The organism is Pseudescherichia vulneris NBRC 102420, assembly GCF_000759795.1.
GTDB lineage: Bacteria > Pseudomonadota > Gammaproteobacteria > Enterobacterales > Enterobacteriaceae > Pseudescherichia > Pseudescherichia vulneris.
The window spans coordinates 129,859-144,520 of the sequence record NZ_BBMZ01000002.1 but is presented as its reverse complement, the minus strand read 5'-3'; the positions used below and the strand labels follow the sequence as shown (position 1 = coordinate 144,520).

Sequence of the window (14,662 nt, the reverse complement as noted above, 5' to 3'; positions counted from 1 at the left end):
ATGCTGACAACACTTCTTTCCATTCTTACCAATCGCCTGCTGTGGGGCTTCCTTGGCGTGACAGCCCTGGCGGCGGTGATCTGGATGATTGGCCCACTGCTATCGATTGTCGATACCCGACCGCTTGAATCAGAGCAGAACCGTGTCATCAGCATCGTGGTGCTCTATTTTATCTGGGCCCAGAGCCACATTGTGCCTCGCCTCTATAACGCCTGGCTCAACCGCAAGCTGATGGATAAGCTCAAAGAGGATACGACCGATCCGCAGTCGGTGGATCCGCAGCAGCGGCTGAATAGCGAAGATCAGATCCTTGCCAGCCGTTTTGATGAAGCGGCGCAGATGCTGAAGAAAGCCCATTTCAGCAAGGCGGGCAACCGCAGCGCGCAGTGGACGCAACGCTTCGGCACCCAGTATCTCTATCAGCTGCCGTGGTATGTGATCATCGGCGCACCGGGCTCCGGTAAAACCACCGCGCTGGCCAACTCCGGCCTCCAGTTCCCGCTGGCGGATCGCTTTGGGAAAACCGCCCTGCGCGGTATTGGCGGCACGCGTAACTGTGACTGGTGGTTTACCAATGAGGCGGTGCTGCTGGATACCGCAGGCCGCTACACCACTCAGGAGAGCGAGCAGGCCCAGGATGCCGGGGAGTGGCTCAGCTTTGTCCAGCTGCTGCGTAAATACCGCCGCCGCCAGCCCATTAACGGCGTCATCATCACCATTAGCATCTCCGATCTGCTGACGCAGTCCGCCGAGGCCTCCCGCCAGCAGGCGGTAAACCTGCGCCAGCGTCTGTCGGAGCTGCACGAGCAGCTGGGCATTCGCTTCCCGGTCTATGTCATGGTTACCAAGGTCGATCTGCTTAAAGGCTTCCGCGCCTGGTTTTCCGATTTCGATAAGGCACAGCGCGACCAGATCTGGGGCTTTACCCTGCCGTGGGAGCAGGCTAAGCAGGCCGATTTTGACCTGATGGGGAACTTCGAGCAGGAGTTCTCCCTGCTTCAGCAGCGCCTGGATGCGGGCCTGCCAGAGACCATGCTGCAGGAGCACGATGCCAAAACTCGCGCTGAAGCCTGGCTCTTCCCGCAGGAGTTCGCTGCGCTCCGTCCGCTGCTGGCTGACTACCTGAGCACGGTGTTTGCTCGCTCCAACTTTGAAACCGAGTTTTCGCCGCGCGGGATCTACTTTGCCAGCGGCACCCAGGAGGGAATGCCGTTTGACCGGGTGATGGGCGAGCTGAACCGGGCGCTTTCACTGCCAGAGGGCAACGAGGCGGACAACTGGGATTCGGTAAGCAAAGAGGCACCGATCCCCGGAGCCAAAGGGCAGAGCTTTTTCATCAAGAACCTGCTGCAAAACGTCATCTTCCAGGAAGCGGGCATCGCCGGGGAGAATCGCTGGTGGGAGCTACGCAACCGGGCGGTGATCTGGTCTGGTTATGCCGCTCTGCTGGCCCTGCTGGTTATTTTGGGCGGCCTGTGGCTCACCAGCTACGGTAAAAACAGCGCCTACCTGAAAGAGGTGCAGGCGAAGGTGCCGGAGGTTGAACAGCAGAGCAAGGCGCTGCAAAACCTTCAGCAGCGTGACCTGTTTGCGCTGTTGCCGCTGCTCAATGGCCTGGTTGAACTGCCGAAAAGCAACGAGTTTGATATCAACGAACCGCCGATCACCCGACGTATGGGGCTGTATCGCGGGTATGACGTCAGCAACGCATCGCAGGCGCTGTATCAAAAAGCGCTGGAGCAAATGCTGCTGCCTGCCGTCGCGATGCACATCACCACCTGGTTACGTAATGACAACGGCAGCGACGTAGAGTACAGCTACGAAGCGTTGAAGGCCTACCAGATGCTCTACCAGCCGAAGCACTACGATGGCAAATTCCTGCACTCGTGGGTAATGCTCAACCTGGAGCGCAACCTGCCGCAAAACATCACTCAGGCACAGCTGCGTGAGCTGGAGTGGCATCTGACCCAGCTGCTGGAGCCGCAGATCCAGGCCTCGCCGTATGCGCAAGACGAGACGCTGGTGGCCCGTGAGCGGGCGCTTATCAACCAGCAGCCGCTCTCTACGCGCGTGTATGGCCGCCTTAAGCGCCTGCTTGAGCATGACGAAAACCTCAAGCCGGTATCGCTGTCGATGCTTGGCGGACCGCAGAGCGAGCTGGTGTTTTCCCGTAAAAGCGGCAAGCCGGTGAGCGAAGGCGTCCCGGGCCTGTATACCCCAGACGGCTACTGGAAAAGCTTCAACGGGCAAATCGATAGCGTCACCAGCGCGCTGCATGAGGATGATGCCTGGGTGCTGGGAAGCACCTCGGCCCAGGAGGATAAGCAGCAGACCGATAACGCCGTGCGTCAGCTCTATATGCGCGACTTTATCGCCAACTGGGACAGCTTCCTGGCCGACATTCAGCTCAACAACAGCGCCGATCTCTCCCAGCGCATTAATACTGCCCGGCTGCTCTCCGGCAGCAACTCGCCGCTGCGTCGTCTGGTGATGAATCTGAGCAAGGTGCTGACCCTTTCTCGTGACACGCCGAGCCCGACAGATGCCGCGCAGGCCAAAGAGCAGAACAATCGCGCCACGCGTACCCTGGAGGCGCTGTTCAGCAATAACGACGGCGCGCCGAAGCAGGGGGCCGTGGTGACCCAAGCTCCGGAGCAGCTGGTGACCGACCACTACGCGCCGATGATTGAGCTGGCGCAGCCCCTGGAGAAGGGCGGTAAAACCATCGTCTTTGATGATTTCCTCAAGCAGGTGGATGAGCTGTACCGCTATCTGACCGCCGTGCAGGATGCAGCGAACAGCGGCATGCCAGCGCCGGGAGGGGAAGCTATCAGCCGCCTGCAGGCCAGCGCGGGTCGCCTGCCGGGCGGATTGCAGACCATGTTCAGCAACATGGCGGTCGGTGCGAGCAGCGATACCCAGCGCCGCGACCTCGATAATGTGCGTAAGCGGATTAATGTCGAAGTGGGCAGCTTCTGCCGTCAGGCTATCGCGGGCCGCTACCCGCTGGTACGCAGCGCCAACAGCGAGGTGACGCCGGACGATCTGGCGCGGATGTTTGCCCCAGGAACCGGCCTGATGGATGCCTTCTTCCGCGACAACCTGACCAATAAAGTCGACACCACCCAGTCGAGCTGGCGCTTTATGCCGGGCATCGATGGCAAAACGCTGCCGGGCAGCGAAGGGCTGCTGCGTCCCTTCCAGCAGGCGCAGTCGATTCGCGATGCCTTCTTTGCCAGCGGTGCCGCGACGCCATCCTATAAGGTCACGGTGCGCACCGTGCGCATGGACAACACGATCCTCAATCTGTCCCTGGACGTAGACGGTCAGATGCTGCGTTACAGCCATGGGCCGCAGGCGGTGCAGATCATGACCTGGCCGGGGCCGGGCGGTACTAACCAGGTGCGTATGCAGCTGGGGCTGGCGAACGGCAGCACCTCGACGCTGGTCACCAACGGTGCCTGGGCACTTAACCGTTTCTTTGATAAAGCACGTATCAGCCCAGGCGGCGGCAGTTTGAGCCGTCAGGCGACGTTTACCGTAGATGGCCATCAGGTCACGCTGGAGTTTGCGCCAAACAGTATTCGCAACCCGTTCCAGCTTCCTCGTTTCTCATGCCCTTAATCGCAAGGATAGCCGTATGACGAATACCCCCGCGACAAGCTGGTACGGAAAATTACCCAGTGCCGGCGATTTTTTACAGCGTCGCTTTCCCGACTCGCTGCAACGCCAGTGGTCGCATTGGTTTCAGGTAGGTCTGCACGCCTGGCAGCAGGAGGAGCTCCGCAGCGGCGAGCGTGACTTCAGCGCCGCGCCGGTGTGGAATTTTGTGGTGCCGCCAATGTTAGGCAGCCAGATGGTGCAGATGGGCTGCCTGCTGCCGGGGCGCGACAGCGTTGGCCGTCGCTATCCGGTGTGCGCCCAGCTCTCTTTTAACCCGACCGAGTGGTCGCCGCGCCTGCTGGCTCAGGCGGAACGCTGGTATCAGCAGCTGGGTCGCGTCCTGCTGCACGCCGTGCGCAACACCTTCTCTGCGGAACAGCTTGATCAGGCGCTGATGGCCATTCCCTCGCCACAGCCCGCAGAGCCGCAGGTGCGCTCTGACATCCTTGACGTCATTGGCTATGAAGGCGAAGAGCGCTGCACGCTAAGCTGGCCGCAGGCGGCAGAGTGTTTTGACCCGCAGCGGCAGACCAGTTTCTGGTGGACCAACCGCAGCGATGGCTATCCGCTCTACACCCACGTTCACAGCGGTAACTTTACCGGACAGCTCTTCACATTGCTGTTCGATCCCGCAGGCGGGGCCAGACCCGGACGTCACGGGCTTTATCCGCCCATGTTTGAATAAGCAGGTATCTGATGAGCATCGATCACTTTCTTACCCCGATAAGCCCGGAGAAACCCTGCGGCGACAATCTGGAATATGACGCTGACTACCAGGCGATGGAGCAGGCCAGCCAGGGGAAAGCCGAGCAGCAGTTTGGCACGACCATTATTCCCGCTGAGCCTGCTGACTGGACCACGGTGGAGAAGCTTGCCTCCGGTCTGCTGGAGCGCACCAAAGATCTGCGGGTGATCATGGCGTTAACCCACGCCTGGACCAAACGCCGCGGGCTAGCGGGCTATGCCGATGGGCTGCTGTTAATCCAGCAGGCGATCTCCCTCTACTGGGAGCCGCTCTATCCGCTGCTGGAGGAGTATGGCGAAACCGATCCCATCTACCGCATTAACGCCCTGGCCGCGCTAAGCGATAAGTCAGAACTCACCGCCGCGTTGCGCAGTGCGCCGCTGCTGCGCTCCAGCGGCGATGAAATTTCGCTCCGCGATGCGCAAGCCTTGCTGGACGGCAGCAAGACCGAGTGCGCCGACTACCCGGGTGGTCGGGCGCGGCTCATTGACGAGCTGGCCCGCGGTGGCCAGCCGGGCATTGAGGCGGTGGTGCAGATCCACGAGCGTCTGCAAACCATCCGAGAACTGCTGATTGGCTACCTGAGCGAAAGCGGCGTGCCGGAGATGGAGCAGCTGCAAAAAACCGTGGGGCTGGTGGCTAACGCCTGCCAGTCAGCCGACGGCGGTGCCGCAGTAGCGCCGCAGGACGCCGCGCCTGCAAGCGAGGAAACACCTACTGCGCCTGCGGCCCAGCCGGTTCAGTACGCCGCCGACTGGCGCAGCGTGCAGGTCACCAGCCGCGCCGACGCTCAGCTGATGCTGGAGAAAGCCAAACAGTATTTCGCTCAGCATGAACCTAGCCATCCTGCGCCGCTGATGATTGACCGGGTGCAGAAGCTAATCGAACTCAACTTTATGGACATCATTCGGGATCTGGCCCCGGATGGCGTGCATCAACTGGAAAACATTTTTGGGCGTCGCGATTGACGCATAACCCTGTAACGGCGTCTGGCCTGATGCTGGTCGCCACATTTTCACAGCGCATCTTTGATGGAGAGCATCATGGCAATGAGTAACAGTGGGCAGAAATTTATCGCACGTAACCGTGCGCCACGCGTACAGATTGAGTATGACGTAGAGATTTACGGTGCGGAGCGCAAAATCCAGCTTCCCTTCGTAATGGGCGTGATGGCGGACCTGGCGGGTAAACCGGTTGAGAACCTGCCTGCGGTTGACGAGCGTAAGTTCATGGAGATCGACCTCGACAACTTCGATGAGCGTATGAAAGCCCTGAAGCCACGCGTGGCCTTCCACGTGGACAACACGCTGACCGGCGACGGCAAGCTGAACGTCGATCTGACCTTTGAAAGCATGGAAGATTTCCTGCCGGATGCGATTGCCCGTAAGGTCGAGCCGCTGAATAAGCTGCTGGAGGCGCGCACGCAGCTCTCCAACCTGCTGACCTACATGGACGGTAAAAACGGTGCAGAAGAGCTGATCGCCAAGATCCTTCAGGATCCGACCCTGCTCAAATCCCTGAGCCAGATGCCAAAAAATGACGATAGCGTAAAAGGTAACGAGGAGTAATCGATGAGCAATCCTTCTCAACAACATGAGCAGCAGGCGGGGCAGGCGTTTAGCCAGGATGAGTTCAGCGCGCTGTTGAACAAAGAGTTCCGCCCGAAGACTGACCAGGCACGTTCAGCCGTAGAGAGCGCGGTAAAAACCCTGGCGCAGCAGGCGCTGGAGAACACGGTTACTTTTTCTAACGATACCTACCGTACCATCCAGAACCTGATCGCCGGTATCGACGAGCAGCTCTCCCGCCAGGTGAACCAGATCATCCACCACGACGAGTTCCAGAAACTGGAGAGCGCGTGGCGTGGTCTGAGCTACCTGGTAAACAACTCCGAAACCGATGAGATGCTGAAGATTCGCTTTATGAGCATCTCCAAGCAGGAGCTGGGCCGTACCCTCAAGCGTTACAAAGGGGTGGGCTGGGATCAGAGCCCTATCTTCAAAAAAGTCTACGAGCAGGAGTATGGTCAGTTCGGTGGCGAGCCGTTTGGCTGCATCGTGGGCGACTACTACTTTGACCACAGCCCGCAGGATGTGGAGCTGCTGAGCGAGATGGCGCGCATTGGTGCTGCGGCACACTGTCCGTTCATCACCGGTACTGCGCCAAGCGTCATGCAGATGGAGTCCTGGCAGGAGCTGGCGAACCCACGCGACCTGACCAAGATTTTCCAGAACACCGAATACGCCGCCTGGCGTTCACTGCGCGAATCCGAAGATGCACGCTATCTGGGCATGGTGATGCCGCGCTTCTTGTCGCGCCTGCCTTACGGCATTCGTTCTAACCCGGTAGATAGCTTCGATTTTGAAGAAGAGACCGACGGCGCGAACCATGACAGCTATTCATGGGCAAACGCCGCCTATGCGATGGCCGCCAACATTAACCGCTCCTTCAAAGAGTTCGGCTGGTGCACCTCTATCCGTGGCGTGGAGTCGGGTGGGGCAGTAGAGAACCTGCCGTGCCATACCTTCCCGAGCGATGACGGCGGCGTGGACATGAAGTGTCCGACTGAGATCGCCATTAGCGACCGTCGTGAAGCCGAGCTGGCGAAGAACGGCTTTATGCCGCTGATCCACCGCAAGAACTCCGACTTTGCCGCCTTTATTGGTGCGCAGTCGTTGCAGAAGCCAGCGGAGTATCACGATCCGGACGCGACTGCCAACGCCCGTCTGGCGGCACGCCTGCCGTATCTGTTTGCCTGCTGCCGCTTCGCGCACTACCTGAAGTGCATCGTGCGCGACAAGATTGGTTCCTTCCGCGAGCGCGAAGAGATGGAGCGCTGGCTGAATGACTGGGTGATGAACTACGTCGACGGCGACCCGGCTAACTCTTCGCAGGAGACCAAATCCCGCAAACCGCTGGCCGCAGCAGAAGTGCAGGTGCAGGAGATCGAAGACAACCCAGGTTACTACGCCGCGAAGTTCTTCCTGCGTCCGCACTACCAGCTGGAAGGCCTGACCGTTTCTCTGCGTCTGGTGTCGAAGCTGCCGTCGCTGAAGAGCAACGATTCTTAAATGATAGCCATGCCGGATCGTGCGATCCGGCATGGCAAGCCGCTTCAATTATTCAGGAGGAATATGATATGTCGCTAAAATGCGTTCTCGCTGCGCCATTAGTTCTGCTTAGCCTCAGTGGAACAGCATGGTCTGCATCGGAATCACAACCAGCGGATGACACATCCAACCTTTTGCGCGATACGGCTTTACTCTCACGAAATGATGTCAATCTAAGCGGTGAGCGCTTTCTCAATGCCTGGCTTTCGAAAACCGATGAGCGAGAGCGCATTAAAGCGAATATGTATTTGCTGGGCGTAATGGATGCCACGGAAGGTACTGCATGGTGCAGCTATAAGCTGGCTTTACCGGGATCACTACGTGAGGGATTATTCGATTATATGAATAAATTGTCCCCCGAGCGAAAAAAAGAGCGAGCATCTGTTCTTATCACTGAGGCATTGGCAAAAGACCTTCCCTGCGGAGAGACCAAACCAAAATGAAACCACTCTATGAGCAATTAAAGAAAAACCATTATTCGGCTAATGAGGTACGTCCTGGATACGTGTCACGAGACCAACTTTTTTCGGAAATTGGTTATGATGCGAGTGCACTCATTAAATCTAACGCTGGTTATCAAAATACCTGTGCTGTACGTATGAGCCTTGCTTTGTTGAAATGTAATGTCAACTTTGAAGGTCGGTTATCGGTTAAGGCAGGCCCTTATAAAGGCAAGAAGATTGAGCCGGGGGCGAAGTTACTCGCAGATCAGCTTTATAAAACAAGCGTGTTTGGTAAAGCTGAGATCTACAGTGATATCCGTCAGGCAGCAGAGAAATTAAGAAATCGCAAAGGCGTGGTGTTCTTCAATAAGATTACCAATTACAACGGTGGCCATATAGATCTGCTGGAGCCAGTTGGCGATAACATGATGCAATGTAACTCAGATTGCTATACAGACTGTAAAGAGATCTGGTTTTGGGAGCTGAAGTAAGCTTGTAAGGGTTTTCGCTTAGGGTGAATACTGGGCTATTTTGCTTCGAATAGCGTTATATCAAAGTAACAGTATCAGTCAGATCCCCGCCAGGGAGGTAAGCGTTGCTATGAATAATAGACTTTTAGGGTTTGTATTGTTTGTCATTTCAGCAACAGCAAATGCAGGTGATGATCCAGTATGGTTTGTAAAAAAGATGCCATACAAGCAAGTCCTTAAAGATATGGTGCTAACCCGCTGCCTTGCACAAGTTGCAGATGATAAGAGTCAGTTTTCACTGGACGCCGCACGCAGCGGTAATGCATTAGTTGAGTGGATGCCTTTCGACGTTGAAAACGGCAATGATAAAATTAACGCTATTATTAATAAGTATAAAAATAGCGCAAATTCGTTTCATTCCGAAAGAATGCCAAAGGTACAGGGCATGACCTTAAATTGTCTACGTCTTTACCATAGCGATGAGCTTGATAGACTGATCCCGCAGTTGATTAGCGGCGATCCGGAACGTACCTGGATTGAAGATAATCCACCGAGTTGAGGGATTAATACTAACTCCTGTTACTTATAAGTGTTGTTAGTTAATGTTGGGTGATTCACTGATTTTTTCGCAGCCGTAGCACTATAACGCAAGTGATGAGGGCACTAATTTTGGTAGTGTTATCCTTTGCATTGATTGCAGTATATTCTTTGGCGGAAAAACAAAGCTGCGGATGTAAGTGCCGCACGAGCAAATTATTACTCATTCGCGTAATAAGCGCGTCTGACCAGATTTAGAGTGGTGGCTATTGCAACCGCTCTGGATGATCTGAACGCGTTAACAGCGTTCAGGCTAGAGGCAGAGGTAAAATATGGACGGTTTTATTCAGCCCCATGCTTTCCTGTTTGCCATATAAGTGCTTTTTTGAAAGCAATAATTTTCAATCACGAAGAGTAGATACTATGGCTATTGATATGTTCCTGAAGGTTGAAGGTGTTACAGGTGAATCGAAAGACTCGAATCACACTGGTTGGACTGACATTAACTCTTTCTCCTGGGGTGCGTCCCAACCGGGTAATATGAGCGTTGGCGGTGGCGGCGGTGCCGGTAAAGTTAACTTTAACGACCTGCACGTTAACGCGCTGATCGACAAATCAACGACTGCTATCCTGAAGCACTGCGCCAGCGGTAAACACCTGACCAAAGTTGAACTGTCTGTTTGTAAAGCAGGCGGTCAGCAGGTGGAATACGGTCGTATCACGCTGGAAGACGTGCTGGTAACGTCCGTTCAGTACACCGGTGCAGACAACGGTGACACTGTTGGTGTGACCTATGCATTCCAGGCTGCGAAAGTGAAACAGCAGTACTGGGAGCAGACTGCTGCTGGTGGTAAAGGTGCTGAAAGCAGCGCTGGCTGGAACATCAAAGAAAACAAAGAAGCGTAATAGCAGTGAGCCCGCAAGGGCTCACTTTATCTTTCCTGGGGCATGATGATGAAAGATAAATGCAGTTTGCTTGCCTTGGGTTGTTTTTTGCTATCTTCGCAAGCGATTGGTCGCATGGAGTACAGCCCAGAAGAGTATTTGAAAAACTATGCTTTGAGCACCTGTCTTGCTCAGGGGTATCAGGCTGATGAAGTGAGAGAAGATGCTTCTGCTGCGGCCAGGGGATATGTTGAGTTTGGTGACTACTCGCTGGAAGCGTATACCGCCGTAGAAAAGCTGGGCAAAACCTTCCTTGATAAGAAATATGGAAGCCAGGCGGGCGTACCCATGACAATGGCGAAGTGTATAGATTTTTATCATAGCAAAGAGTTGGCTGCCCTTATTAAAAAGTATAAAGGTAAGCAAGATAACTGAGCGTCTAAGTAAATACTTAAGCGAATTGTAAAAATGAGCTTTATTAAATCTTTTTTATATGGCTTTTTTATTGCTACACCAGCAATCCTGTACGCTAATGATCTAGTCTCAGGTGTTAATGAAATAAGCGGGCAGTGGCGGGTCATATCTGTACGTTTAGACACTCTGGCAACCACTACCGCTGCCACGACAGAAAACGATCCTCATTATGTAGGAAGAAAGGTCAATTTTGATAATGGTGGAATTCACTCAAATATTGATTCCACGGTAACCTGTTCTAATGCTCATTACGCGGAACAAAGAACACTTTCACTAGATAAACTGATTCAACAAAGTTCCGGAAAACGTTACGCTGAACCACACGATCCCAAAGCAAAGGATTTTGGTCTGTCAGAAAAAGATGTTACGCCAGTACTCATCGACTGCGGGGCAGGTAAGTTTGGCCCGCAAGGTGAAACCATCAGTAACTGGGCGGCATTACTAGAATCTAACTTGTTAATAACTAACTGGTACGATAATAGCTATCTCATAATGCAGCGCATCGGTACGAATGAAAAGATTCAGCCCTCATTTCAATGCGAAGGCACTCTGAACCAGACTGAAAGAACAATATGCGCCGATAATGAGCTAGCCTCTTGGGATAATAGCGTTAATCAAGCTTACAAGATATTGGTGATGCAACAACAAAAAATTATGCCCGATGACAAAGCTACCTTAAACAAGATAAAAGCAACTCAAATGAACTGGCTAAAAAAACGTAACCAATGTAAGGCTGATACAGATTGCATTGAGAAAGCAATGAAAGATAGAGTTGATACCATTACACAGCAGTTTATGTAATAGATTGTACCTGATAGATAGCAATCTTTGTCGCAAATACTTTTAAACGTTGAAGGTAGCGGGTTTGGTTATGAGAATGTTCACTGTCGCTTCGGTAGTTGTTTTTATCAATAGCGGCTGCATCTCTCACCCTGCTCAGTATGAACCGTTATTGGTGACGCTAAAAGAAAACGAGCCATGCTTCAGTATTATCCGTGGCTCAGGTCCCGATAACTCTTTAAGCAGCCATGCACCAACGGTTATGAAACGAGAGGGGGCAGATTGGAGAACGATTTCTGAACCTGCTACCTATTCGCCTGTTGTTAGGTTAGATGTCCATGATTGCCATCAATGGAACGGTATCAACTGGCAGGCTGGTGAGTACGATGTAACTCTTAGGGTTACGGATGGAAATGACGCGGTGCGTTATGCTGCCCGTTTTGAATTACAAGAATATGTATTGGGTCAGTACAGGATTGTCAAAAATGATTTTTAGATTTTTTGTTCCAGCTTTAATACTAGGTACTACATATTCAGTAAATGCATATGCGATACAAGATTGCTCACAAGGCGCTAATGATGCTGAAGTTTTGAATTGCTCAACTGCAAATAAAGCTGAAGCTGAGTCTACCTTAAATAAGGAATACGCCAATACAAAAAAACGTATTGACCAATTGTTTCGCAATGAGCCCGAGGTTAAGAAATCGTATCTTAGTACCTTTCTTGAAGCGCAGCGCTCTTGGCTAAAATTTCGTGATTATCAGTGTGTTCTCAAAGCACACCCAGCAACAAAAGGTACAAATTTACGTCTCGACTTTACGAATGAATGTGTTACTCAGATGGATCTGGATCGCATTAAAACCCTAAAGGAAATGCCTTACGAACAATAAATGAATAGGGCGGCTTATTATAAGGTGTAGCTTAAGAAGTTGCCCTCAATGTGATGTAGTATATTTGTACTATTTTTTAATGCGAGAATGAGCATGTTATGTTGTGATTAAAAAACTAGTGACTTTGTTGGTTTTCTTTCCATTAATGATTTCCTTTTTTGTTTGCGCGCAAACGTTGCCAAAAGTAAACAGCTTTTCTCAGCAGGAGATTTTTAGTAATTGGGTGCAAAACCGTTGCATTAGTAAAATAGCTGACAGTGAGTCTTTAAAGAATGACGCTATGGTCAGCGCAGCTGCGTGGCTTGAAGCCAGTAACGTGTCCACTGAATTGTTCGAAGAGGCAGACAAAACCATTGATAATCAGCTTCAAGAAAAGATCGGTGGTTCACTTCCGGGTGAGTATCAAGTGCTGAAATGTACGCTTATCGCTAATAGCGAAGCCATTAACAAGATCTACGATAAAGGCACTAAATAGCTATTGTAAGTTTAAATAGTACAAGCCGTAATAACGATGGATCGCACAAATACATTACAGAGATTAACCGGTTCGCAGTAGAATCATTTTTACAAACCGTATTTTGAAATTGTTAGCAATGCTACGTCAGGTTACCAGGTGTTCCTTTAACAGGCTGAGCTCATTTCAAAATCATTTTTAGTAAAAATGAGAAGTCGTCTTCTCATGTCGCTTTAAAACAGCAGGCAGAGGTTGCTGTTAAAGCGATTTAACAGGGATTAAAGATGAGAACACAATCTACTGTAGCGCCCGGGTATTGCGTAGTGCAGCAGGCGGGCACCCTGGATTTGCAGGCGCGTTTACTGTTTAACAATCCAAACAGCGAAGCGGCCCGTTACTTTATGCATCTCAACAGGGATATGCGCTGGGTCAAGCCCGGACAGATCCTGATCGTCGCCGACCCGGCGAATCAGAATCAGGTGTATCAGCTTAATCATATAATTATGGCGAAGCAAAAAGTGAACGCAGCCCTGGCAACAACAGATGACAATGTAGCGGCATTTCTGAATAAGCACTATCAGCACATTGCGGCGTTAACCTCCCTGGGCGAAAAAGTTGTCGGAACGGCAGGAGAAGCGGGAGAAAGATATTTTCGCCAGATTGAGTCGATTCTGGTGAAGATAGAGCAGACCTACCAGAACCAGTTCCGTACGCAGGGCACGCTGATTGGCCAGCAGTTCTATACAGAGCGAAACGCGCTGTTTGTCCAGCTTAAGCCGCTGCTAAAAGGCATTGGCCGTCTGTCGTTAAACATAGACCGCTATGACAGCATCAAAAGAGCACTTGGCTTGTCCACACGCTCAATTATTCATGAGTGGAGTACGGTTGGAGTGGGCACCATCCCCGGGTATGCCAGCTACATTATCCGGTCAGCAAAAGCAGCGAGCTTTATGAAGGCGGGCGGATGGGTGGCGTTAGGCCTCTCGTTTATGAATACCACTAACGATGTGTATCATGCCTGTACCACTGGGCGCGAGAGTGAATGTGCGAAAGTGGCGGTTAGAAAGTACAGTAATTTTGTTGGTGGGGTTGCAGGTTCATATGTTGGTGCTAGTGCCGCTATAAGCGGTGCCACAACAGCTTGTGTTGCAGTTGGTGTACCAACTCTAGGAGTTGGTTCAATAGTTTGTGGTGTTGTAGTCAGTACGTTATTAACTGGAGCTACAACTTGGTTTGGCTCCAAGTTGGGCGAATCATTAGGCAAAAAAGCAAATCACCTCATTTTTAGTGGTGACTAAATTGACAATAGACATCATTTTAGTGTCTCTAGCTTATGGCGCTTTAATTGGCACAGCCATTACGGCTTATTTTTATAATAGATTCTACAAAAAATATAACACTCAACTGAAAGAAGCATTTAGACTTCTTCAGCAAAAATCACTAATAAAATTAGAAGATTATTATTTTTATGAACAGATGGGGATGTACGGTTTTGGGTTTCGCGTTTCGCTGATAAAAATAATCATGAAAGGAAAAGCCTTTCAGCTTGAAAAGAACCGTTGGGTTACGCCAGAGGCTAAGCAAGTTTTGATAGAAAATTTCGACTGGGCTTGGGTGAAAGATTTTTATAAATTATTAGCCTGTATAATGGGGCTGGGTCTGGTATTTTTTGTGTCGGGCATAATTATAAAATATAGATAAGAGGTAAATCTTTATCATAATGTGTGGGTGACTGCTTAACTGCATAAATGATCTACGCTATTTAATTTATATCAGGGCGCAAAGAATTGGAAAACATACTGCTTTTTTTAGGGGTTTCATTATTTGTAGTTGCTGTGATAATTGATATTTTTAACAGGTATCAGTTTAAAAAGAATGAGGAGGAGTATAGAAGGTTGCTGGATGAGTACCTTGGACATGGTTTTGATATTGATATAATGACAACTTATGCTGTTTTTTTTGGCTCAATAGCTAATTATCAAAAAATAATTTGGTTTGTGCGTTTATATAAAGGGGTGAAAATGAAATTTACCCGCGAGCGTTACGTCCAGCCAGAAGCATATGCGTTTGTACAGTCCTTACCTGATTCAAGGATCAATTGGATAATCAAATGCCATCGGCTATACATAATCCAAGCTTATATGTTTACTTTTTGGTTGTCTGTTTGTTTTGCTATATTTTTGCTCTATAAATAACATTAATCATGCAGTT

The 14,662-nt window shown here is 51.2% G+C and carries 17 protein-coding genes; all 17 read left to right on the top strand.

Annotation, left to right across the window (positions count from 1 at the left end; genetic code table 11):
* The 17 genes from tssM (at position 1) to EV102420_RS00760 (ending at position 14,646) form a co-directional block, all read left to right on the top strand.
* A complete protein-coding gene (gene tssM / locus EV102420_RS00835; RefSeq protein ID WP_042387802.1) occupies positions 1-3,624 on the top strand; it encodes a type VI secretion system membrane subunit TssM in 3,624 nt (1,207 codons plus the stop codon).
* 16 nt (positions 3,625-3,640) lie between these two features.
* Complete coding sequence (gene tagF / locus EV102420_RS00830) at positions 3,641-4,348, top strand: type VI secretion system-associated protein TagF (RefSeq protein ID WP_042387800.1); 708 nt, start codon at positions 3,641-3,643, stop codon at positions 4,346-4,348.
* A gap of 11 nt (positions 4,349-4,359) precedes the next feature.
* Positions 4,360-5,376 carry a type VI secretion system protein TssA gene (gene tssA / locus EV102420_RS00825; RefSeq protein WP_042387799.1) on the top strand — a complete coding sequence of 339 codons (1,017 nt, stop codon included), beginning with the start codon at positions 4,360-4,362 and terminating at the stop codon, positions 5,374-5,376.
* A gap of 75 nt (positions 5,377-5,451) precedes the next feature.
* Positions 5,452-5,976, top strand: a complete 525-nt coding sequence (tssB, locus tag EV102420_RS00820) for a type VI secretion system contractile sheath small subunit (RefSeq protein WP_042387797.1) — start codon at positions 5,452-5,454, stop codon at positions 5,974-5,976.
* Positions 5,977-5,979: 3 nt separating this feature from the next.
* The gene (gene tssC, locus EV102420_RS00815; protein WP_042387796.1) at positions 5,980-7,479 is read left to right on the top strand and encodes a type VI secretion system contractile sheath large subunit; all 1,500 of its coding nucleotides are present in this window, start codon (positions 5,980-5,982) and stop codon (positions 7,477-7,479) included.
* Positions 7,480-7,547: 68 nt separating this feature from the next.
* Positions 7,548-7,961, top strand: a complete 414-nt coding sequence (locus EV102420_RS00810; protein WP_042387794.1) for a Rap1a/Tai family immunity protein — start codon at positions 7,548-7,550, stop codon at positions 7,959-7,961.
* Positions 7,958-8,452: a T6SS effector amidase Tae4 family protein gene (locus EV102420_RS00805; protein ID WP_042387791.1), complete on the top strand. Its 495-nt coding sequence runs from the start codon at positions 7,958-7,960 to the stop codon at positions 8,450-8,452. The genes EV102420_RS00810 and EV102420_RS00805 overlap by 4 nt, the downstream gene beginning before the upstream one ends.
* Positions 8,453-8,561: 109 nt before the next feature.
* Positions 8,562-8,990: a T6SS amidase immunity protein Tai4 family protein gene (locus EV102420_RS00800; RefSeq protein ID WP_042387790.1), complete on the top strand. Its 429-nt coding sequence runs from the start codon at positions 8,562-8,564 to the stop codon at positions 8,988-8,990.
* A gap of 401 nt (positions 8,991-9,391) precedes the next feature.
* Positions 9,392-9,874: an Hcp family type VI secretion system effector gene (locus EV102420_RS00795; protein ID WP_042387788.1), complete on the top strand. Its 483-nt coding sequence runs from the start codon at positions 9,392-9,394 to the stop codon at positions 9,872-9,874.
* A 48-nt stretch (positions 9,875-9,922) separates the two neighbouring features.
* Positions 9,923-10,288: a T6SS amidase immunity protein Tai4 family protein gene (locus EV102420_RS00790; protein WP_370678333.1), complete on the top strand. Its 366-nt coding sequence runs from the start codon at positions 9,923-9,925 to the stop codon at positions 10,286-10,288.
* Positions 10,289-10,321: 33 nt separating this feature from the next.
* On the top strand, positions 10,322-11,128 hold the full coding sequence (locus EV102420_RS00785; RefSeq protein ID WP_042387784.1) for a lysozyme inhibitor LprI family protein: 807 nt from the start codon (positions 10,322-10,324) through the stop codon (positions 11,126-11,128).
* Between the two features lie 70 nt (positions 11,129-11,198).
* Positions 11,199-11,603 carry a hypothetical protein gene (locus tag EV102420_RS20975; protein ID WP_072015162.1) on the top strand — a complete coding sequence of 135 codons (405 nt, stop codon included), beginning with the start codon at positions 11,199-11,201 and terminating at the stop codon, positions 11,601-11,603.
* Complete coding sequence (locus tag EV102420_RS00780) at positions 11,593-11,997, top strand: lysozyme inhibitor LprI family protein (RefSeq protein ID WP_042387782.1); 405 nt, start codon at positions 11,593-11,595, stop codon at positions 11,995-11,997. Before EV102420_RS20975 ends, EV102420_RS00780 begins: the two co-directional genes overlap by 11 nt.
* 103 nt (positions 11,998-12,100) lie before the next feature.
* Entirely contained in the window at positions 12,101-12,472 is a 372-nt protein-coding gene (locus EV102420_RS00775; RefSeq protein ID WP_370678331.1) for a T6SS amidase immunity protein Tai4 family protein, read from the top strand.
* Positions 12,473-12,735: 263 nt separating this feature from the next.
* On the top strand, positions 12,736-13,749 hold the full coding sequence (locus tag EV102420_RS00770; RefSeq protein ID WP_042387780.1) for a hypothetical protein: 1,014 nt from the start codon (positions 12,736-12,738) through the stop codon (positions 13,747-13,749).
* Position 13,750: 1 nt separating this feature from the next.
* Positions 13,751-14,152, top strand: a complete 402-nt coding sequence (locus EV102420_RS00765; protein WP_042387778.1) for a hypothetical protein — start codon at positions 13,751-13,753, stop codon at positions 14,150-14,152.
* A gap of 86 nt (positions 14,153-14,238) precedes the next feature.
* Positions 14,239-14,646: a hypothetical protein gene (locus EV102420_RS00760; RefSeq protein ID WP_042387776.1), complete on the top strand. Its 408-nt coding sequence runs from the start codon at positions 14,239-14,241 to the stop codon at positions 14,644-14,646.
* Positions 14,647-14,662: the final 16 nt, after the last annotated feature.